17 protein-coding genes are annotated in these 23,024 nt (G+C 37.6%); 13 read left to right on the top strand and 4 right to left on the bottom strand.

From position 1 onward, the window contains the following. Nucleotides 1–149: 149 nt before the first annotated feature. Together H599_RS20235 and H599_RS0103665 are read right to left on the bottom strand one after the other, a co-directional pair. Nucleotides 150–1,718, bottom strand: a complete 1,569-nt coding sequence (locus H599_RS20235) for an ArnT family glycosyltransferase (protein ID WP_026712883.1) — start codon at nt 1,716–1,718, stop codon at nt 150–152. Beyond that, nucleotides 1,715–2,389, bottom strand: coding sequence for a phosphatase PAP2 family protein (locus H599_RS0103665; RefSeq protein WP_026712884.1), 675 nt, complete (start codon nt 2,387–2,389; stop codon nt 1,715–1,717). Before H599_RS0103665 ends, H599_RS20235 begins: the two co-directional genes overlap by 4 nt. 321 nt (nt 2,390–2,710) lie before the next feature. Between H599_RS0103665 and H599_RS0103670 the strand changes: the two genes are divergently transcribed. Continuing rightward, on the top strand, nt 2,711–4,279 hold the full coding sequence (locus H599_RS0103670; RefSeq protein ID WP_026712885.1) for a sodium:solute symporter: 1,569 nt from the start codon (nt 2,711–2,713) through the stop codon (nt 4,277–4,279). 80 nt (nt 4,280–4,359) lie between these two features. Then, nucleotides 4,360–5,280 (top strand): dihydrodipicolinate synthase family protein, encoded by a 921-nt coding sequence (locus H599_RS0103675; protein WP_026712886.1) that lies wholly within the window; start codon nt 4,360–4,362, stop codon nt 5,278–5,280. 827 nt (nt 5,281–6,107) lie between these two features. Here the strand turns inward: H599_RS0103675 and H599_RS0103680 are convergent. Beyond that, nucleotides 6,108–6,977 (bottom strand): AraC family transcriptional regulator, encoded by an 870-nt coding sequence (locus tag H599_RS0103680; RefSeq protein WP_026712887.1) that lies wholly within the window; start codon nt 6,975–6,977, stop codon nt 6,108–6,110. Between the two features lie 261 nt (nt 6,978–7,238). Here H599_RS0103680 and H599_RS0103685 point away from each other — a divergent pair, with 261 nt between their 5' ends. The 8 genes from H599_RS0103685 (at nt 7,239) to fucP (ending at nt 16,994) form a co-directional block, all read left to right on the top strand. Next, nucleotides 7,239–8,837: a fucose isomerase gene (locus H599_RS0103685; RefSeq protein WP_026712888.1), complete on the top strand. Its 1,599-nt coding sequence runs from the start codon at nt 7,239–7,241 to the stop codon at nt 8,835–8,837. Nucleotides 8,838–9,292: 455 nt separating this feature from the next. Beyond that, complete coding sequence (locus tag H599_RS0103690) at nt 9,293–10,435, top strand: ABC transporter substrate-binding protein (protein ID WP_035141138.1); 1,143 nt, start codon at nt 9,293–9,295, stop codon at nt 10,433–10,435. A gap of 2 nt (nt 10,436–10,437) precedes the next feature. Further along, nucleotides 10,438–11,574: a CaiB/BaiF CoA transferase family protein gene (locus H599_RS0103695; protein WP_026712890.1), complete on the top strand. Its 1,137-nt coding sequence runs from the start codon at nt 10,438–10,440 to the stop codon at nt 11,572–11,574. Between the two features lie 130 nt (nt 11,575–11,704). Beyond that, complete coding sequence (locus H599_RS0103700; protein ID WP_026712891.1) at nt 11,705–12,844, top strand: CaiB/BaiF CoA transferase family protein; 1,140 nt, start codon at nt 11,705–11,707, stop codon at nt 12,842–12,844. Continuing rightward, nucleotides 12,844–14,073, top strand: coding sequence for an extracellular solute-binding protein (locus H599_RS0103705; protein WP_026712892.1), 1,230 nt, complete (start codon nt 12,844–12,846; stop codon nt 14,071–14,073). The genes H599_RS0103700 and H599_RS0103705 overlap by 1 nt, the downstream gene beginning before the upstream one ends. Continuing rightward, nucleotides 14,073–15,143 carry a Gfo/Idh/MocA family protein gene (locus tag H599_RS0103710; protein ID WP_245600482.1) on the top strand — a complete coding sequence of 357 codons (1,071 nt, stop codon included), beginning with the start codon at nt 14,073–14,075 and terminating at the stop codon, nt 15,141–15,143. Before H599_RS0103705 ends, H599_RS0103710 begins: the two co-directional genes overlap by 1 nt. Before the next feature lie 84 nt (nt 15,144–15,227). Next, a complete protein-coding gene (locus H599_RS0103715; RefSeq protein ID WP_026712894.1) occupies nt 15,228–15,671 on the top strand; it encodes a MaoC/PaaZ C-terminal domain-containing protein in 444 nt (147 codons plus the stop codon). 21 nt (nt 15,672–15,692) lie between these two features. Next, nucleotides 15,693–16,994, top strand: a complete 1,302-nt coding sequence (gene fucP / locus H599_RS0103720; protein WP_026712895.1) for an L-fucose:H+ symporter permease — start codon at nt 15,693–15,695, stop codon at nt 16,992–16,994. A gap of 57 nt (nt 16,995–17,051) precedes the next feature. Here fucP and H599_RS0103725 read toward each other — a convergent pair whose 3' ends face one another. Further along, on the bottom strand, nt 17,052–17,600 hold the full coding sequence (locus H599_RS0103725; protein WP_026712896.1) for a hypothetical protein: 549 nt from the start codon (nt 17,598–17,600) through the stop codon (nt 17,052–17,054). A 169-nt stretch (nt 17,601–17,769) separates the two neighbouring features. Between H599_RS0103725 and H599_RS0103730 the strand changes: the two genes are divergently transcribed. The 3 genes from H599_RS0103730 to H599_RS0103740 all read left to right on the top strand — a co-directional run bounded on the left by H599_RS0103730 (nt 17,770) and on the right by H599_RS0103740 (nt 22,892). Further along, complete coding sequence (locus tag H599_RS0103730; protein WP_026712897.1) at nt 17,770–19,452, top strand: glycoside hydrolase family 28 protein; 1,683 nt, start codon at nt 17,770–17,772, stop codon at nt 19,450–19,452. 122 nt (nt 19,453–19,574) lie between these two features. Continuing rightward, nucleotides 19,575–20,765, top strand: coding sequence for a pectate lyase (gene pelA, locus H599_RS0103735; RefSeq protein WP_245600483.1), 1,191 nt, complete (start codon nt 19,575–19,577; stop codon nt 20,763–20,765). Between the two features lie 150 nt (nt 20,766–20,915). Continuing rightward, nucleotides 20,916–22,892, top strand: coding sequence for a glycoside hydrolase family 97 protein (locus H599_RS0103740; RefSeq protein WP_081810500.1), 1,977 nt, complete (start codon nt 20,916–20,918; stop codon nt 22,890–22,892). Nucleotides 22,893–23,024: the final 132 nt, after the last annotated feature.

Below are 23,024 nucleotides of genomic sequence, written 5' to 3' on the forward strand. Positions count from 1 at the left end.
AATCAGAGTGTAGCGAAGGATGGGAAGAGCTTCTTATAGAAATAGTTCTCGATACTCCCGAAGCTTCGGGATCAGAAAAAGCTATTTGCATTTTCTAAAAATTCACTCGAACTGACGTTTTTAAAAATTACAGCAAATGGATTGCAGTTTTATTTTCTTTTATACACCTTCGTAACATGATACTCAAAAGGCGATTTTTTCTGTAAAACCAATTGGAGTGTTGTTACGCTGTCGAGTTCTTTGGGATTTCGGATGTTAGACAGCACATAAGAATCGGGGTGTTTTTTGAGGTAGGCGTTGAGTTCGGCAAGGTTTTGTACCACCGGGAAAATGCGTTGAAAATTGAAAGGAAAAGCCGAATCCATGCGTTTGTAAACCACGATTTCGGCCTCTTTTCCAATCTGCTTACTTACCGTATTTACCGGATTAATTTCGTTTAAGGAAGGATAAATTTTGCCAAACAAAACCAAAGCCAGCAATAGAAAACTCGCTCCGGTGAAGCGAAACCAATAGACAAATTTTCCTTTGAACAATAAAATTCCGCCAATCAGGCTGCCGATGGTGCTAGGAATCAACCAGAGTCCCAGCTTGTTTTGAGATGCCAGATTCGGGTCTAAGGGCAATCCGAAATAAGCACCAAAAGGAAGCAAAACAGCCAGAATTACGATGCCAAAAACACTGATTTTGTTGGCACCTTTGGTCAATGTAAACCAATTGTTTTCGAGATAATGTGCCAGCAAAATAGCCAAAAACGGATAGCAGGGCATGGTGTAATTGGGCAATTTGGTTGCCGAAAGACTGAAAAACAAAATGAAAACCGCTCCAATTATCAGCGAAAACAGCAATAACGGATTTTCTTTTTGCTTAAAAGCGTTTTTTAGCGCCTGAGGCAGAAAAAAGGAAAACGGAAAAAGTCCCAAAAGCACATAGCCCCAGGTGATAATAAAAGGCCCGCCGTGTCCCTGCATGGCTCCGGAAAAGCGCTCCAGATTGTTGACTACAAAAAAACCTTCGGTCCAGGCACCATTGGTGAGTTCGTGAACGCACCAATACCAAGGCCCGGCAACTACCAGAATTCCTAATAAACCGAGTAGGGGATAATAAGAGAAAACGTTTTTGAGTTCTTTGTTGAAAATTAAAAACAAACCGATGCTTAATCCCGGCAGGGCAATGGCAACCGGACCTTTGGTCAACACGCCTAAGCCGAGTAAAAAATAGCAATATAAGAGTTGTCGCGGATTTCTTTTTACATAAAAGCGGTAAAAAGCAAACAGGGCTGCCGAGCAAAAAAAGATGAGATAAGGATCAGGAACGGCGAGTTGGAATTGTTGTAAAAAGAAAAACGAACTAATCAGGATGAACAGCGTTTTTCCGGCGATGCGGCTGCCTGAAAATTCTTTTACAAATAAGTAGGTGCTCATTACTGTGAGTACGCCAAAAATTCCGGAAAAGAATCGGGCGCCAAATTCGTTAACTCCAAATAAATAAAATCCTAAAATGCTGAAATAGTTTTGCAAAGGCGGCTTATCGACAAACAATTCGCCATTGAAATAAGGTACCCAGAAGTTTTTGGAAACAAACATTTCGCGGGAGGCTTCGGTAAATTTGGCTTCGTCCAAAATATAAATAGGCGAGGCATTTAAAAAAGCGATAAACGGAATAAAAAGTAAAATAGTCAGCCAAAGGCTGTGGTGTTTTTTTGAAAAAAGCAGTTTCATAATGAATTGTTGAGAACCAGAACAGTTTTTGGATTTTTTCTTTTGTTTAAAATTAAAGCGGTGATTTTATCGGCAGTAACAACCGAAAAGAGTCCGATGTACAAACCGATGAAAACGTCTAAGGCAAAATGCTGGAAGAGAAACATTCGGGAAAAACCCACAAACAGGATTCCGATGAAAAGCAGCCGGAGGTAAAAGGTTTTTTTGATAAAACGCATCAGGAAAAAGCCGATGCAGGCAAAAGTTGCGGTGTGTCCGGACGGAAAGGAATGTAAGCGGTTAAAATGAATGTTAAATTGTGTGGTGTCCCAATGGGCGTTTTGAAGCGAAAGACAGGCTATCGGGCGGAGTTCGTTATGAAAAATAATGTTTTTCAACAGGCAGACTGTCAAACTCATTAGCGCTGCAGCAAAAATGAAGGAATAGAGTTCTTTGAGTTTTTTTCGGTTGGTGTAAAAATGCAAACGCACCAGAATAAATACCAGTACTGCCAGCAACATCCATCCGTCACCTAAAAGTGTGCTGTATCGGAATAGGCTGAAAAGTTCCGGATATTCAAAAAGATTGTATCTGGTTTCGATAAATCCTTTGGGTAAAAGTGTCAGAGGAGCCAGAAAAAGCAGGGCTATTGCAAAATGTTGGTAGCGTTTGTTTCGTTTTTTGGAATTCATGAATCAACGTTTTTTACTTCTTTTTTAAAAAGAAATCTTTGTTTTTTACTTTTCTTTTCAAAAAAACTAAAGTAGTCCCGATTTCAGGAATGCCTATTATTGGAATCTTAAGTTATTGCTATTTAATTATTAAGGGTTTTTGGAGTTTGTTAGCTTAAAATGGGTTTGCAAACTTCATCTGTGATAATATCCTATAATAGTTAGAGAAAATATTATATGAAATCGTTGTAGTTTTCGGATAATTTTGTGAAATCATCAATATGTTGTACGATATGATTATTTGATGAGCGAAAATTCAGTTAAAAATCCCATCTTTAATAAATGAAAAATTTACCTTTATTAGATATTGCCATTATTGTGATCTACTTGGTCGCTATGGTGGGTGTTGGGATTTATTTCTCCAGAAAAAACAAGAGTTCAGAACAATATACAAAAGCTTCGGGAGCTATTCCGGGCTGGGCAATTGGTTTGTCGTTGTACGCTACTTTCTTAAGTAGTAATACTTTTATAGGAGTTCCGGGAAAAGCCTTTGGAAGCAATTGGAATTCTTTTGTGTTTAGTTTATCGATGCCGTTTGCGGCGATTGTGGCTTACAAATTGTTTATTCCGTTTTACCGTAGTGTACAGGAAGTTTCGGCTTATTCGCATTTGGAAAAACGTTTCGGATTGTGGGCGAGAACCTATGCCGTGGTTTGTTTTATTTTAACCCAACTCGCCAGAATGGGTTCAATATTTTTTGGAATTGCACTGAGTTTACAAGCACTTACAGGTTACGATATGCAATCGATTATGCTTGTAGTGGGGATTTGTATTGTGATTTATACGGTTTTAGGCGGAATCGAAGCGGTAATCTGGACCGAGGTGATTCAGGCCATTTTGCTGACTTTTGGAGCCTTGCTTATTTTGTTTACGATTATTGGTAAAGTGCCGGGCGGCGTGAGCGAAATTGTACAGATAGGTCAGGATAACGGCAAATTTAGTTTGGGATCTTTCTCTTTAGATTTTACATCAGCTACTTTCTGGGTGATTTTGTTGTACGGATTTTTTATTAATCTGAACAACTTTGGTATTGATCAAAATTATGTACAACGTTACCATGCGGCAGCCACTCCTCAGGCGGCGGCTAAGTCGTTATGGATTTGCGTGTTGATGTATGTGCCAATTTCCTTGCTGTTTTTTGTAATAGGTTCCTGCTTGTTTGCCTATTATCATTTGCATCCGGAGTTAATTGAAGGTGTGAAATTGAAAGCAGCTGCCGAAGGGCTTCCGCTAAGAAGCACCGCAGCGCAAATAAAACTGGCGGCTCAAAATTTAAAACCGTCGGATTATGGCGATAAAGTGATGCCAATGTTTATGGTAAAAGAAATTCCAACCGGTTTGGTAGGTTTGATTATTTCGGCCATCATGTCGGCGGCGATGAGTACCATCAGTTCGGGAATGAACGCTACGGCAACGGTTTTTTGCATTGATATTTACAAAAGATATTTCAATCCAAATTTAGGAGAAAAACAATTTTTGAAAATGCTTTATATCGCAACTGCCATTTTTGGTATTGCCGGAATGGGTGTGGGAATTATGCTGATAGGAACGAAGAGTGTGTTAGACATTTGGTGGGAACTTAGCGGAATTTTCTCCGGAGGAATGCTGGGCTTATTCCTGTTGGGTATTTTGAGCAAACAGTCTAAAAATCTGGAAGCGATGATTGCTACCACCATCGGGATTGTGATTATTTTATGGATGTCACTTTCTGATAAAATTGCCGCGACTTATCCGCATTTAAAAAGTCCGTTTGACAGTAATATGATTATTGTAATTGGTACACTGAGTATCTTTTTGACAGGGGTTATTATTACTAGAATTAGAGGGAAAAAGTTGGAAAGCAGTATTTGAGAAGTTAGAAGAAAGAATAAAGAGGTAGTTTGACTAATTATTTTATTAGTCATTAATCTCTAAAGATTAAAGAAAGAACGATGAATAAGTTAAAAAAGGGATTTATTCCAGTGATGCTGACACCATTTCATAATGATGGAAGTATTGATTATAAAACATTGACGGCTTTAACGGAAATGTATTTAAAATCGGGTGTTACGGGATTATTTGCCAATTGTTTGTCCAGCGAAATGTTCGAATTGTCGGATGCCGAGCGCATTCAGTTAACGAAACATGTGGTGGATATTGTGGACGGACAGGTGCCTATTGTGGCCACCGGAACTTTTGAAGGAACGATTGCAGAGCAGGCTGATTTTAGTAAAAAAATCTACGGAACCGGGATTGATGCCGTGATTTTAATTTCGGGATTGTTAGCGAAAGAAAATGATTCGGATGCGGTATTTGAAAGCAATGTGCATCAGTTTTTAGATTTAACACCAGGAATCCCAACGGGTTTTTACGAATGTCCCGTACCTTATAAAAGAGTGCTTTCGGCGGCTCAGTTAGAAGATTTTGTCAATACCGGAAGAGTGATTTATCACAAAGATACCTGTTTGGATATCAATCAGATTAAAGCCAAACTGAGTGTGATTAAAAACCCTGATTTTGGTTTGTATGATGCTTATATGGTGCATGCTATCGAATCTTTGAAAGCCGGTTCGGCAGGATTGTCCTGTATTCAGGGGAATTTCTTTCCGGAACTGATTGTTTGGATTTGTGATAATTACAATGACCCGACAAAAGCTGATGAATTAGCCGCGGTACAACAATTTTTAGAGTCGAATATGGGAGTGATGCACGAGGTGTACCCTATTGTGGCTAAATATACTTTGCAAAAAAGAGGCTTGCCTATTTCAAATTTCACACGTAGAGAGGTAGGTGATTTTACTCCAATTGTAAAAAATGCAGTGGACAAACTGCAACAGGATTATGATATTCTCCAGAATGAATTGTCATTCTAGTTTATATATTTTTGGTTAGTGTTAGTGATTATTAAGTCGTCTGTTCGATTGTTTTTATAGAATGACCCTCCTCCCAATTTTTGGTCGTCGTATAAAAATGTAGAGTGCCTTTTTTGACCATAATTTTGGTGCTCCGTACGATTTCCGATGGAAGTTTTTTAAACAGACGGCTTGATAATTTTTTCTACCCCTTTGCCACGAATGCACTAATTATTTTTAAAATCTTTGTGTTTAAATTTTTGCCACAGATTTAATAGATTTTCATTTATGAAAATAAACTTATCTGAACTTCTTTATCGCTTTAGAAAGACAACAAAACTTATATAACTTATAGGATTAAAAATTTTTTAGCCACAGATTAACACAGATTAAACAGATTTCTATATAAATCTTTGCGAAAGCCTTCTTTACTTTGCGGATAATTATTGACCACAAATTGCTCTGCCAGTTCGCTATCGCTTGGGTCGCGGATTGTTTTTTAAAAATCTTTGTGTTTAAATTTTTGCCACAGATTTAATAGATTTTCATTTATGAAAATAAACTTATCTAAACTTCTTTATCGCTTTAGAAAGACAACAAAACTTATATAACTTATAGGGTTAAAATTTTTTAGCCACAGATTAACACAGATTGAACAGATTTCTATATAAATCTTTGCGAAAGCCTTCTTTACTTTGCGGATAATTATTGACCACAAATTGCTCTGCCAGTTCGCTATCGCTCGGGTCGCGGATTGTTTTTTAAAAATCTTTGAAGTGAATTGAGTGCAGATAAAATCTATTTTCTTTATTCTTTTCTCTTGCCTCTTTCTTCTTGCCACTTTTCTCTCAATTCGATAAATACCTTTTCTTATATTCCATAGGCGTAATTCCGGCAACTTTTTTAAAATGGCGGTAAAAATTGGAAACATTATTAAAACCACATTCAAAACAAATCATTTCAGTAGGAATCTTATTCTCAATCAGTAATCTGCAGGCGTGACTGATACGGATTTCGATTAAAAAATCATAATAGGTTTTCTTGGTCATCAGCTTAAAATAGCGACAAAAAGAGGTCACACTCAGATTGCTAAAGGCAGCAATTTCGGTTAAAGTAATTTCTTTTTTATAATTCGAAAGCGTGTAACTGCATATTTTGTTCAAACGAATGGAATCGGATTCGTTAGACTGGTAAAAAGCGTGCGAAGCGGTAATTTCGGTATATTCTTCTGTTTCCGATAGATGTTTTAAGATATTTAATAAAATAATCAGTTTGTCAATATGATTGGCATTTGGGGCTTTCAACATTTGTTCCATGACTTTTTCGCGGGTTTCCCCATGGATAATCATGCCTTTTTTAGCCTTTTCAAAGAGTTTCGGAATCAGGAAAGATTCGGGTAAGTGTATGAAATCTTTTCCTAAACAATCCGGTAAAAACTGAATCACGATGGCTTCTACGTCTAAATCCTTATTATTTTGGTAATATTCTTCGTGACAACGCCAGGTGTGTGGCAAATTTTCTCCTAATAAAATCAACTCTCCTGAGCTGAAATTACTGATGTTATCGCCAATAAAGCGCACACCTTCGCCTTTGATAACATAATGCAATTCCAGTTCCGGATGGTAATGCCAAATCTTCCCAAAATTAGGTTCCCTGTTGTGTCGTACTTCAAACGAACTTTGGATGCTGGTAGGTACTTTGTGAAATAAAGGCTTCATAAACAATAAGTTTGGTTTGGTTTGCTAAATTAGTGTAAATTTTACAATTACAACATTTTTTATGATAATATCCTATAAAAACATGCAAATAAATAACAAGGGGCTGAGCTTATTTTTTAGCAAATTTGAAAAGAGACCAAGCCTGTAAAGAATTTATGTTTTCTTAGGTGGTTTTTAAAAATAATCATCAATAGCAATCACAAAAACGATTTGGAAAAACAAATGGTCTTTGTGTTATATTGCGTATAAATAATTTAAAAAATGGACATTTATTTAGTAGCAAGCGGCGATTTGCGTTTATCGGCCAATCAGGTATGTTGGGAAGCACAAGCCCAAATGGAGCAATTATTAACTGCAGCTGTTGCCGAGGCAGGCGGAAAAATCATCAGAGCGCACGCTTATGATGCTGAAAAAAAGCACGGTTTTATTGATAGCCAAAAAATGGGAATGCAGGTTTTTAAAAGTATTGACCCAACAGCCCCACTAATTGTTGCCGAAAGTGTATGGCAATATTCGCACCATGTTTTGGCGGGTTTGATTACGCATCAGGGACCTATTTTAACGGTAGCCAACTGGAGTGGCGAATGGCCTGGACTGGTAGGGATGCTGAATTTGAATGGTTCATTAACTAAGGCAGGTGTAGAATACAGCACGTTGTGGAGTGTGGATTTTAGTGATGATTTTTTCAAAACGAATCTGAAAAACTGGATGCAAACGGCTACAATTCAACCGGATTTAAGTCATGTAAAAGCTTTTGATAAGGCGCTTATTCCTGCAGAAGAATTGGCTAAAGGAGTCGCTTTTGCGAAAGCTTTCCGAAAAGAAAAAGCCATTATGGGGGTTTTTGACGAAGGCTGTATGGGAATGTTTAATGCTATCGTGCCGGATCATTTGTTGCATCCTACCGGAATTTACAAAGAAAGATTGTCGCAGTCTTCGCTATACGCTAAAATGCTGACGGTGAAAGACGAAGAAGCCGAAGCCGTTTTACAATGGTTATTAAATAAAGGAATGCAATTTGACTGGGGAACGGATGAAGCAACTGAATTAACCAGAAACCAAACGTTGTTACAATGCAAAATGTACATTGCTGCAGTACGCATTGCAGCTGAATTTGGTTGTGATACCATCGGAATTCAATACCAGCAAGGTTTGAAGGATTTAGTTCCTGCCAGTGATTTGGTTGAAGGTTTGTTAAACAATCAAAACCGTCCTCCGGTTTATGACGAAGCCGGAAAGGAATTGTTTGCCGGGGAAGCCTTACCTCATTTTAACGAAGTGGATGAATGTGCCGGAATTGACGCTTTGGTGACCTACAATTTATGGCGTTCTATGGGATTGAAAGGCGAAAATACCCTGCATGATTTGCGTTATGGTGAATATTTTAAAAATGAAACTATTGATGGATTTGTTTGGGTATTCTTAATCAGTGGAGCCGCTCCTCCGGAACATTTTGTAGGCGGTTATGAGGGAACTTCCAGCCAGAGACAGCCGGAAATGTATTTCAGATTAGGTGGTGGAAGTGTCAAAGGGGTGAGTAAACCGGGATCTATTGTCTGGAGTCGTATTTATGTGATGGATGATGCTTTGCATTGCGATTTAGGAATTGGAGAATCGGTGGATTTACCAAAAGAAGAACTTGATCGCCGATGGAACATGACCACACCGCAATGGCCAATTATGAATGCGGTTTTAAAAGGGGTAAATCGCGACCAAATGATGGGACGTCATAAAGCCAATCACATTCATGTGGTTTATGCCGAAAATGAGGCCGAAGCTAACAAATTGTGCCGAATCAAAGCGGCTGCTTTGCAGGAATTAGGAATTCAGGTGCATTTTTGTGGTGATGTAGCGTTTTAAAAAGAACGATTTGTCGCGCGTCAGTTCGAGTGAATTTTCAGAAAATGCGAACAGCTTTTTCTTAAAATTTTTATCGAGAACACTTATCTAAACAAAACTTCCCGTCCCGATAGCTATCGGGACGTTTTTGGCTAATTTATAATTGTTTTCCATTCAACTTTCCATAGCCAAAAACACTCGAAGTGACGAATTAAGAATTTTGAAATTAAAAAAAGATATTTCACAAAAACGTCTGATTTAGAAACAGGCGTTTTTTGGTTTTAGATATTCAAAATATTGATAAATAGGAGAATGAACTAGCAACATATACTCAATTGAAGTGTTAAATTTACAATTCTTATCGTTTTGTAAATGAAAAAAATAGATTGAACATAGATAAAAACGAATTAATTAGTTTTCTTAATTTTAAAGCTTGGAAATTTATGTTCTAAATAAAAAAATTGAAAATTCGAAAAATGAAGAAATTGAAAGGGATTACATGGAATCATACAAGAGGGCTTTTGCCGATGGTTGCCACTGCTCAACGATTCACGGAGCTGTATCCGGATGTAGAAATTAGTTGGGAAAAAAGAAGTTTGCAGGAATTTGCAGATGCTTCGATTGAAGATTTGGCCAAAAGATTTGATTTGTTGGTAATCGATCATCCGTGGACCGGTTTTGGTGCGGCCACCAATACGATTGTGCCATTGTCGGATCATTTTTCAGAAGAATATATTAAAGATCAGGAAGTAAATACAGTAGGGAAATCATACGAAAGTTATGTTTTTCACAATAAACTTTGGGCTTTGCCTATCGATGCGGCAACTCCGGTAGCAGCTGCCCGATTGGATATTTTGGAAAAAAATGGCTTGAAAGTACCGGAAACCTACGAAGATTTATTGGCTTTGGCCAAAAAAGGATTGGTGGCTTTTGCCGGAATTCCGGTAGATTCTTTGATGACTTTCTATTCGTATTGCTGTAGTTTGGGTGAAGCTCCTTTTCAGTCACAGGAAAAAGTAATTTCCGAAGAAATTGGTATTAAAGCTTTGCAAATGCACCGCGAACTGGCGCAATTGATGGATCCGGCTAATTTTAACCGAAATCCAATTCAGGTGTATGAAGCTATGGTTAATACCGACGAAATTGCTTATTGCCCGTTTGCCTATGGCTATTCTAATTATTCCAGAATTGGTTACAGCAAACATTTATTACACTTTTATGATTTGGTAAAATTGAATGACCAACCGATGATTAGTTCCTTAGGAGGTACCGGATTAGCGGTTTCTTCTTTTAGTGAAAACCTTCCGGAGGCCTTGAGATATGCTGAATTTACAGGTTCTTCTCAGGTACAACAAAATGTTTTTGCCGATAATGGCGGCCAACCGGGACATTTACAAGCCTGGAAAAGTGAGCGAATTAACGGAATTACCCACGATTATTTCAAGAATACTTTGCCGGCTTTAGAAAGAGCTTTCCTGCGTCCAAGATATGCCGGACACATGTATTTCCAGGATCATGCAGGTGATGTAGTGCGTGATTATTTAATGAACGGCGGAGACGAAAAAGCTGTTTTGGCAGCGATGGACACTTTGTATATCAAATCATTAAAAAACGAATAGCTATGAGACCTTTAGAAGGTATAGTGGTATTGGAGTTTTGCCAATTTTTGGCGGGACCTTCGGCAGGATTAAAACTGGCCGATTTAGGGGCTCGCGTCATTAAAATTGAAAGACCGGTAAAAGGAGAAGCCTGTCGTCAGCTGAGTATTAAAGATTTATTTGTGGACGAAAGCAGTTTGTTGTTTCATACCATTAATCGAAATAAAGATTCTTTTGCAGCGGACTTAAAAAATCCTGACGATTTAGAGCTGGTCAAACGTTTGATCACTAAGGCTGATGTGATGACGCATAATTTCCGACCGGGGGTGATGGATAAAATTGGTTTGGCTTTCGCCGATGCCATTGCCATCAATCCGAAAATTATTTACGGCGTGGTTTCAGGCTATGGAGAAGAAGGACCCTGGGCTAAAAAACCCGGACAGGATTTATTGGTGCAGTCTTTATCGGGCTTAGCCTGGTTAAGCGGACGCGAAAGTCAGGGTCCCGTTCCTTTTGGATTATCCACAGCCGACATTATGTGCGGCAATCATTTGACTCAGGGAATTTTAGCGGCTTTGTTAAAAAGAGCGAAAACGAATAAAGGTGTTTTGGTTGAAGTTTCTTTGATGGAATCAATCTTGGATGTACAATTTGAAGCGATAACTTCTTATTTGAATGACGGTGGAAAATTGCAGGAAAGAGGCGATGTGGCCGGAAGTGCCCATGCTTTTCTAAGTGCACCTTACGGTGTGTACAAAACTCAGGATGGCTATCTTTCATTGGCTATGGGCGATCTGATGTATATTAGCGAATTGCTTGAAGTGAATTTGGAAAAATACCGTGAAAAACATTTGTGGTTTGAATTCCGTGATGAAATCAGAACGTTTTTAAGCGAAAGAATCATTCAGGAGAAAACGGATCATTGGTTACAAATTTTACAGGAAAAAGGCATATGGTGCGGAAAAGTAATGAATTATCAGGAATTGGACGCGATTGATTTTGGAATGCCAATGAAACAAACCATTGAAAATGCCGAGCATAGAAAGATAGTCACTACCCGAAGCCCGATTCAGTTAGATGGCCAAATTTTGACCAGTCGAAAAGCAGCTCCAAAAGTAGGAGAGCATAATGTGGATATACAAAAAGAGTTTATTCGCTAGATTGTTAAATCGTTTATTTGTTGAATCGTTTAATGTATTAAAATGTTTAACAAATAATCACGCTTCAACAGTTAGGGATGAAACAATAAACGATTCAACGAATAAACTATAAAAACGGTTAAACAAAAAAATGAAACCTTTAGAAGATTATTTAATAATAGATTTCAGTCAGTTTCTTTCGGGACCTTCTGCCAGTTTGCGTCTGGCCGATTTGGGTGCCCGTGTGATTAAAATTGAAAAACCCGGAACGGGTGATATTTGCCGAACCTTATATACTTCGGATTTAATTATGAACGGAGAATCCTCGGTTTTTCATACCATCAACCGAAACAAAGAATCCTTTGCCATCGATTTCAAACAGCCGGAGGAATTAGCCAAACTGAAGAAATTATTGGCCAAAACCGATGTAGTGATGCATAATTTCAGACCGGGAGTCATGGAACGCATCGGGCTAAGTTATGAAGAAGTACAAAAGATAAATCCAAATGTGGTTTATGCTTCGATAAGTGGTTATGGCTCAAAAGGGCCTTTTAAAGATTTACCGGGACAGGATTTGTTATTGCAATCCTTAACGGCGTTGACCTGGTTAACCGGAAATGAAGGCGATGGTCCGGTTCCAATGGGATTGTCTATTGTGGATATGTTGGCAGGAGCGCATTTGGCTCAGGGAATTTTGGCTGCGTTGTATCGAAAAGTGACTCAAAATGTGGGTGCTTTGGTGGAAGTAAGTATGCTGGAATCGGCATTTGACTTTCAGTTTGAAACCATTACGACCTTCTTTAACGATGGTGGCGAATTACCGGGAAGAACCAAAACTAATAATGCCAATGCGTATTTAGGAGCCCCTTACGGAATTTATCAAACAAAAAATGGTTACATAAGTCTGGCAATGGGATCAATTCCGGTGCTGGCAGAACTTTTGTCTTGTGAAGCATTGAAACAATTTCCGGAAAACAAATTCATTTTGAGAGACGAAATCAAATCGATTTTGGCAGAACATTTACGTACGCAGGATTCGGAATATTGGTTAAATATTTTAGAGCCGGCTGATATTTGGTGTGCCAATGTGTTAAACTACGAACAACTTTTTGCTCAGGAAGGTTTTCAGGTTTTGGATTTTGTTCAGGAAGTTGAAATGACCGATGGGTATCGCTATAAAACTACGCGATGTCCTATTCGTATTGACGGAGAATTATTTACATTTGGTAAAGCCTCTCCGAAATTAGGTCAGGATAACGAAAAAATTATTAAAGAATTTAATCTTTGCTAATGGAAAATTCAACATTTAGAATTGCAGTTCGAAAATTTGGGCCTTTTGAAACGGCCATGCAAAAACTATGGGATGCCTTTTGTCTAAAAAACGATATTAGTATCGCGGTAGAAATGGTGCCTATGGAATTACATGATTTGTATGAACAAACCATCAGTGAAAATGGTTTGAAAAAAGGCGATTGGGATATTGCTCACATCAATACCGACTGGATTTTTGATGCCACTCATGCAAGAGCTGTTGAGGATTTAACACCTTATATAGCTCAAAAAGCGCCTCAGGATTTCCCTCAGGGGTGGCATAATTCGTTGTTGCATTTACAGGAAATTGACGGTGGAATTTATGGATTGCCTTTTCACGATGGTCCTGAATGTTTGATTTATCGAAAAGATTTATTCGAAAATTCAATTGAAAAAGAAAATTTCAAAAAGCAATTTGGTTACGAATTAGCACCGCCTAAAACCTGGTTGGAATTTGAACAAATAGCGACTTTCTTTAACCGTCCAGGTGAAAATTTATACGGTTGCGTTTTTGCCAATTATCCTGACGGACACAATATGGTTTTTGATTTTTGTCTGCATTTATGGACGCGCGGCGGTTCGTTATTAAATAGTAAAAAAAATGTAAACGTTAACACTCAGGCTGCAATTGATACATTGGATTATTACCGTTATATCGTTAAGAAAACCGATGCAGTTCATCCGGGTTCTATTGATTTTGGTTCTGTAGAAGCCGGAATGGCTTTCGCCAATGCAGAAGCTGCGATGACCATCAACTGGTTTGGATTTGCTTCGATGTCCGAGGTAATTGCCGAATCTAAAGTGAAAGGAAAAGTAGATGTTACGACTTTACCTTTTGCCGAAGGTGGAAAAACAGCTTCGCTAAATGTGTATTGGTTGTACACCATTGGAACCGGAAGCAAAAACAAACAACTGGCTTACGATTTTCTACGCTTTGCCACCACTGCCGAAAGTGATAAATTATTAACCAATGAAGGAGGAATTGGCTGTAGAAAATCGACCTGGAAAGATCCGGAAATCAACGCTACAATTCCTTATTATCATAAATTGGAAAGTTTGCACGAAAATGCACATACTTTACCTCAAATAGCGGTTTGGCCGGATATCGCCATTTTGATTGACCAAATGGTTTTGACCGCTTTAAAAACAGAGATCCCTTCTGCGGATTTATTAAAAAACACACAAATTGAAATTGAAAAAATACTATAATGATGCATATTCCCTATAAACCTGAATTACCCAAAACCAAACAACCCATAGTAATTATTGGTGCCAGCGGAATTGTAAAAGATGCCCATTTACCAGCCTATAAAATGGCAGGATTTGAGGTTTTTGGAATTACAAACCGAACTTTTTCCAAAGCACAGGCTATGGCAGAAGAATTTGGTATTTCGCATGCTTTTGAAACGGTTGCAGATGCTGTTAAAAATGCGCCTTTAAATGCTGTTTATGACATTACGGTGATGCCGGAACAATACATCGAAATTTTAGAACAATTGCCTGATGGTGCTGCTGTTTTGATTCAAAAACCAATGGGGAATGATTTGGCTGAGGCCAAAGAAATCCTTGCTGTTTGTGAAAGAAAAAAATTAGTTGGAGCCATTAATTTCCAATTGCGTTTTGCGCCATTTGTAGCCGCTGCACGTCATTTAATCAATGAAGGAATCATTGGTGAATTGTATGACTTGGAATTCAAAGTAACGGTAAATACGCCTTGGGAAATGTTTCCTGTGGTTAAGGTGCACCCACGATTGGAAATTTTATTCCACAGTGTGCATTATATTGATTGCATTCGCTCTTTTATTGGCGACCCAAAAACTGTTTTGGCTAAAACCTGGAAGCATCCGTTGAAGGATTTGTCTTCATCACGTTCCACCATTATTCTGGATTATGGCGATACAATGCGTGCCGTAATTAATACGAATCACGATCATCATTTTGGGCCACAGCATGAAGAAAGTTACATTAAATGGGAAGGAACCAAAGGCGCTGTCAAAGCTAAAATGGGCTTGTTGATGAATTATCCTGCGGGACTGGAAGATGTTTTTGAATATGCGGTGCAAAATGAAAATGGAAATTATGAATGGACTAAAGTTCAGTTGGAAGGTTCCTGGTTTCCGGAAGCTTTTGTGGGTACTATGGCCAATTTGATGCGTTTCAAAGAAGGTTCGGATACCGAATTGCATGCCAGTGTAGAAAATGTACTGGGAACTATGAAAGTGGTGGAAGCCTGCTATATCAGTAATAAAAATGGTGGAATTCCACTAAACGAATTATAAAACAAAATATAGTTCTTAGTCCTTAGTTTTTGATGATATACAAATTACTAAGGACTAATTACTAGGTACTAAAAAACTAAAAATATGTATTTCAAATCAACTTTTTTTGAAGATTATCAGTTAAATGAAAAGCGTGTGACACTGGGAAGAACCATTACCGAAACGGATTTTGTGGTTCACGCCGGACATACAGGCGACTTTTTTCCGCATCATATGGATGAAGAATGGTGTAAAACACAACCTTTCGGGCAGCGAATTGCTCATGGAACGATGGTTTTTGCTATCGGTATTGGATTGACAGCATCCGAGATTAATCCGGAAGCTTTTTCTAAAGGTTATGACCGCATGCGTTTTGTAAAACCGGTTCACATTGGCGACACCATCCACTCGGAAATTACGATTTCGGAAAAAGGAGAAGCCAAAAGACCGGAAATGGGAACGGTAACCGAACACGTGGAAATCATTAACCAAAAAGGTGAAGTGGTGATGGTATGTGATCATTTGTTACTGGTAAAAAAGAAAAATTAACCAAACCTATAATTCTAAATTATGCAAATAACAAATCAGATGGGTGACCAGCACAATGTGCCGACTGAGGGCGGAAAAGGCCCTAATTATGTGTTGCCTTTTATTTTAATTACGAGTTTGTTTTTCCTTTGGGGAATGGCTCATAATTTGGATTCAATTTTGATTCCGCATCTTAAAAAAGCCTGTCAGCTGAATAACCGACAATCAACATTAATTGATACTTCAGTGTTTTTGGCTTATTTTTTAATGGCAATTCCTGCGGGAATGATTATTAAAAAAGTAGGTTATAAAAACAGTATTATCATTGGTCTTTTGGTATTTGCATCAGGGGCATTTTTGTTTGTTCCGGCAGCAAATACAAGAGCTTATGAATTGTTTCTGTTAGCCTTATTTATCATTGGTTGCGGACTGACTATTTTGGAAACCAGTGCCAATCCTTATGCAGCCATTTTAGGACCTCCTGAATCTTCTTCCAAACGATTGAATCTGGCCGCTTCTTTTAACGGTTTAGCGGCCATGGTTGCTCCAATAATAGGATCAATGTTTATTCTTTCCGGTAAAAGTTTTACTCCGGAACAAATGGCGGCGATGCCTGAAGCGGAAAGATTATCCTATTTAGCGGGTGAAGCTGCTGCTGTAAAAATGCCTTATATTGTTTTAGGAACAATTTTAGTTTTGGTAGCTATTTTATTTTATTTCATGCACCTGCCATCAATGAAACCAGCACATACAGAGGTGGAAGTAAAACCCGGTTTTTTCTCGGTTTTAAAACACCGTCATTTAAGCTGGGCAGTTGTAGCACAATTTTTCTATGTGGGTGCTCAGGTTTGTGTGACCAGTTTCTTTATCCGAATGGCAGAGCAGGGTGCAAATATGGATGAAAAAACAGCAGCTTATTATTTAGGACTTTACGGAGTACTGTTTATGGGCGGTCGTTTTATTGGAACTTTATTTTTAAGATATGTAAAAGATTATGTATTGCTTTCTATTTATGCTGTTTTGAGTGCGATTCTTTGTGCAGTGGCTATTTATGGTAGTGGTATTGTAGTAATTTATGCTTTAGGAGCTATTGGATTTTTCATGTCTATTATGTTCCCAACGATTTTCTCTTTAGGACTAGTAGGCTTAAAAAGCAATACCGAAACGGGTTCTTCCTGGTTGGTCATGTCTATCGTAGGAGGAGCGATTTTGCCATACGGAATGGGAACTTTGATTGATATGAATCACGATGATATTCAGTCGGGTTATATCATTCCTTTAGTATGTTTCTTGATCATTCTCTACTTTGGTGTTTTTGGACACAAAGTGAAAAAAGCGGCTTAATTTTTCTTTAAATAAATCGAAATCCCCTCTTTTCAGATTATTGGAAGGAGGGGATTTTTATTGTTTTTTTATTGACAATGGCGGCGGTGGTGGAAGTACATATTTTGCTGTAAGGAAAAATAATTTTTTATTTGTTTCTATTAATTTCGCCTTTGATTTAAATTGATACAACCAAGCAGCTAAACTATCTAATTCATGAGGTACATTATTATGGCTATGGACTTTAATTAATTTTTTGATTGAATCTTTATCTATAAATATGGAATATGTTCTCCCATCAACATAATTTTCATAATAAATGGAATCACATTTTCTTAGTTGAATTTTCGAAATTAAGGCGTCCAGTTCTTTTCGCTGTTTTTGATTAATTATTATTACATAATTTGTTTTTTCTTTCGGTGAAGTAGTACTATCCCAAATAGTTTTTCCGTTCCAGTGTTCTCTAATATAAATACTATCATTAGGTTTAAATTTTAAAGAAAAACACGTTTCAAAAGTATTGTCATATGAAAATTCAAAATACTTATAAGTGGTTTTTTCTTCTTTTTTACAACCAAAACAAAAAAGAGAAAATGCAATGAGTGACAACAATTTTATATTTTTCATTTTAATACTTTTAATTCAAATCTAAAATAAGAATTTTCTTTTATGTTTTTGAATTGAAACAATTATAATTGTTTTTCAAATTAATTAAAGACTTTAATAAAATTTTAAATAAATTTACAGGACAATCGATTACATTTGTAATTATGACCTAAAAACCAATACAATAAAAATGAAAAAAAAACCATTTTATCCTCTGTTTGTGGCCTTGACTTTTTTGATGGCAAGTCACACAACTACTATGGAAGCTCAAAGTGCGATGGCAACGAAAGATTTGTCGGAAATTAGTGCGTTGAAAAACCTTCAGATTAAAGAACCGGTGATTCCTAATCATTCCGTTAAACTGACTGACTTTGGAGCCGTGAGCGGCGGTCAGGTTTTGAATACCAAAGCCTTTGCCGATGCGATTGAGGCGCTGACTCAAAAAGGAGGAGGAAAGTTAATTATTCCGGCGGGAATTTGGCTAACGGGACCTATTATCCTGAAAAGTAATTTGGAACTGCATGCCGAAACCGGAGCTTTGATTAAGTTTTCGACTGATAAGGATTTGTATCCGATTATCAAAACCGATTTTGAAGGTTTGAATACCTACCGTTGTATTTCGCCTGTTTATGGAAAAAATTTAGAGAATGTGGCTTTTACCGGAAAAGGAGTCTGGGACGGTTCGGGAGAAGTTTGGCGATTGGTAAAAAAGAGTAAATTGACCGAAGGACAGTGGAAAGATTTAGTGGCTTCAGGAGGAATTTTAAATGAAAAGAAAGACGTTTGGTATCCTTCTGAACAATATAAGATGGCAACGGAAAGTGCCGATCAAAATGTGCGTTCAGATTTAAAAACAAAAGAAGATTTCCAATCCATTCGTGATTTTTTGCGTCCGGTGATGGTAAGTATTCAAAATTCTAAAAATGTTCTTTTTGACGGACCGGTGTTTCAAAATTCGCCAGCCTGGAACATTCATCCTTTGTTGATTGAGAATTTGATTGTTCGAAATGTTACGGTTCGCAATCCTTGGTTTTCTCAAAATGGCGACGGACTGGACGTGGAATCCTGTAAAAATGTATTGGTAGAAAATTCCAGTTTTGACGTAGGTGATGATGCCATTTGTATCAAATCAGGAAAGGACAAAGACGGTCGCGATCGTGGTATTCCTTGTGAAAATGTTATTGTAAGAAATAATGTGGTTTATCACGGTCACGGAGGAGTTACAGTAGGTAGCGAAATGTCCGGCGGAGTGAAAAACCTGTATGTTACTAATTGTACGTTTATGGGAACCGATGTGGGATTGCGTTTTAAAAGTACGCGTGGTCGCGGAGGTGTGGTAGAAAACATCTACATTTCGGATATTAATATGATCGATATTCCTTCGCAGGCTATTTCTTTCGATTTGTATTACGGAGGAAAATCTATTGCTGAAACTTTGGCCGAAGGCGGAAATACAATTAGTAGCAAAGCGATGCCGGTTAACGAAGAAACGCCGCAGTTCAAAAATATCGTGATGAAAAACATCACGATTGCCGGAGCTGCTCAGGCAGTATTTTTACAGGGATTGCCGGAAATGAATCTTGAAAACATTTCTATTTCTAATTTACTGGTAAAAGCGGATAAAGGGGTTACAATCATTGACGGAAACGGAATCAAAATCAGCGATGCAAAATTTGATATTAAAGAAAGTAATGTATTTACGATTTATAATGTTAAAAACAGCGCTTTGAAAAATGTTGAGATCAATTCGACTTCTCCTAAAGCAATAACGATTGATGGAGCAGCCTGCCAAAATATTGATTTAACTTCTTCCAATTTATCTAAGAAAACATTCATTGGGGAAACAGTTCCTAAAAAAGCAGTGAAATTTTAAATAAGTTCAATCTCCGGTTTCCAGTTGCGATTCCGGAGATTTTTTTTCAAAATCAAAAGCGAGTTTTAAACTAAATTCCTTTTTGCTATTCTAAACCAAAAACCAACCCTGAAAAATTATAAATGATGACCCTCAAAAACAAAAAAAATTATCTTTTCCTGACCGCACTTCTTTGTTCGGGCGTTTTTGTAAACGCACAATCAGATAAGAAAGAAGATAGGATTACAACTAAGCCTTTTGGCGACAGCGAAAGACATTGGTACGGTATTAAAGACGAAACGAATTTAGTTAATCCGGTAGCCAATCAGCCTCGATATGAAGAATCCGATTATACCAAAATTGCCGATAATATGATTCTTTTTCAGCGTGCCAATGGCGGCTGGCCAAAGAATTACGATATGCGTGCAATTTTAACTCCGGAACAGCTGGAAAAAGTAGCTTCGACCAAAAGTATTTTGCATACCACTTTTGACAACGAGACCACTTATACACATATTTATTATCTGGCGCAGGTTTATACCGCTACCAAAATTGAAAAATATAAAGAGGCCTGCATCAAAGGATTTCAGTTTGTTTTGGATGCCCAATATGCCAATGGTGGCTGGCCACAGTATTTCCCATTAGAGAAAAAATACAGTCGTCACATTACTTTTAATGATGGCGCTTACATGGGAATTATGAATTTGTTGGACAATATGATTAACGGAAATGCTAATTTTTCTTTTTTGAATGAAAATTTGAAAGCCAAAGCCAAAACAGCTTATGATAAGGGTTTGGATTGTGTTTTAAAGATGCAAATTAAAGACAACGGACAGTTGACCGCCTGGTGTCAGCAACATGACGAAGAAACTCTGGCGCCGGCCTGGGCACGTAAATTTGAACCGCCAAGTATTTGCAATGGCGAAAGTGTGGATATTGTTTTGTTTTTAATGAAAATAAAAAATCCCGACGAACGTATTATTCAATCCATTCAGAGTGCCGTAAAATGGTTTGCCGATTCCAAAATTCTCAACACCAGAGTGGAATCTTTTGCAATTGAACCAACAGAATCCAAGTATAAAAAAATCAAACGCGATGTTCGTGTGGTGGTCGATTCGGCTGCGGCACCTATCTGGACTCGTTATTACGAGTTAGGAACCCACCGACCGTTGTTTTGCGACCGCAACAGTGAGTTTTTATACTCCTTGGCCGAGGTGAGTTTAGAACGCCGCAGCGGTTATGCCTGGTACACCGGAAGTCCGCAAAAAGTGTTGGATAAATATCCGGCCTGGCAAAAGAAATATGTACCGGCTAATGATGTTTTGAAATCTTAAATAATATAATTTTTGGAATATTTAGAAGGACAGTGAAAGCTGTCTTTTTTTATGCGGTAATTTTTTAGTGTTAAAATAACACTTGATAATTCGTTTTTTGTATTTATTCGGTATTTTTGAGAGCTACTAACTAAAAAAATAAAAAATTAAATGATTTTTCAAAATCCAAAACAACTTCGTTTTCTGAGTATTAAAGTGACTTTGTGCTGTTTTTTTCTTTATTCATTTGCCGTAAAAGCACAATCCATTGTAACAAGTCCGGATGGAAAACTACTGGTAAAAATTGCTGAAAATAATGGTAAACCAACTTATAATGTAAGCTATAATGGGAAGCTTTTTTTAGAATCGTCACCTTTAGGATTAAAAACCAATGTGGGTGATTTTAGTTCAGGATTAGTATTAGGCAATAAAGTAATCCAAAATAAAATTGATGAAACCTATGAATTGGCCAATATTAAACAAAGTAAGGTGCATTATGTGGCTAATGAGGCTGTATTTTCATTGACTAAAGACAATAATGTAGCAATTGATATTATTTTTAGAGTAAGTAACCATGATGTTGCTTTTAAATACATGGTGTATCCGCAAAAAGAAGCGCTTACCACTGTTGTAAAAGAGGAAGCTTCCGGGTTTTTATTTCCTGAAGGAACCACCAGTTTTCTATCGGCTCAAAGCAAAGCTATGGCAGGTTGGAAAAGAACGATGCCTAGTTATGAAATTCCCTATGTTGTTGATGCTGCTTTAGGTAAAAATGGTGATGGAGAAGGTTATACTTTTCCTTGTCTTTTCAAAGTTAAAAATGATGGCTGGGTTTTAATTTCAGAAACCGGGGTGGACAGTCAGTATTGTGCCAGCAGATTAATTGGTCATGATAAAGGTTTATACACAATTGGTTTTCCAATGGAAGGCGAAAATAATGGCAACGGAACATCCGCTCCGGCAATTGCACTTCCTGGTGAAACACCGTGGCGTACCATTACATTAGGAGCAACTTTGGCTCCCATTGTAGAAACGACTGTTCCTTTTGATTTAGTAAAACCAAAATATGAGGCTTCTCAAAAATACCAATATACTAAGGGAACCTGGAGTTGGATCATTGGTATGGAAAAAAGTATGAACTACGATGAGCAAAAAAGATATATTGACTTTAGTAACGATTTGGGTTATAAAACGCTTTTAGTTGATGCGCTTTGGGATACTCAGGTGGGGCGTGATAAAATTGAAGAACTGGCTAAATATGCTGCTAAAAAAGGAGTTAGTTTCTACTTGTGGTATAATTCTAATGGACACTGGAATGATGCACCGCAAACTCCAAGAGGAATTATGAATAATTCTATTCTTCGTCGTAAAGAAATGGCCTGGATGAAAAGCATTGGTATTACAGGAGTTAAAGTCGATTTCTTTGGTGGAGACAAACAGGAAACCATGAAGTTGTATGAAGATATTTTATTTGATGCCAATGATTACGGAATTGCAGTTATTTTCCATGGAACGACCTTGCCTCGTGGTTGGGAAAGAATGTATCCTAATTATGTTTCCAGCGAAGCAGTGTTAGCGAGTGAGAATCTTTATTTTGGTCAAAAATATTGTGATGCAGAAGCTTTTAGCGCTACTTTACACACTTTTATCCGAAATACGGTGGGAAGTATGGATTTTGGCGGAAGTGCTTTGAATAAATTTTATAATGAAAACAATACGCCAAACAAAGGTTCAAAACGTATGACTTCTGACGTTTATGCTTTGGCAACAGCCGTTTTGTTTCAAAGTGGCGTACAGCATTTTGCTTTGGCACCAAATAATTTAACCGATGCGCCAAAATGGGCTATCGATTTTATGAAAGAAGTGCCTACTACCTGGGATGAGGTTCGTTTTATTGATGGCTATCCGGGTAAATACGCTGTATTAGCCCGTCGTCATGGAGATAAATGGTATGTAGCCGGAATAAATGCTCAAAAAGAAACACTGAAAATTAAAGTAAAACTCCCAATGATTAAGGCTGGAACTGAATTGAAACAATACAGTGATGATGCACAATTGAACGGAAAAGTAACAACCATAAAATTGAAAAAGAATCAGGAAATGGAAGTGACAATTCCTTGTAACGGAGCTTTTTTATTAGTGAATTAATCGAAAAACATAAAACATTAAGCCGTTTCAGAACTAAATTTGAAACGGCTTTTTTGTGAGTATTAATTGGAATGATTGCTTTAGAATTGGAAAACTTTGTTGAAATTTGCAAGAGCACTTTTCGCAATTCCT

It is taken from the genome of Flavobacterium daejeonense DSM 17708, from assembly GCF_000425425.1.
Classification (GTDB): Bacteria; Bacteroidota; Bacteroidia; order Flavobacteriales; family Flavobacteriaceae; genus Flavobacterium; species Flavobacterium daejeonense.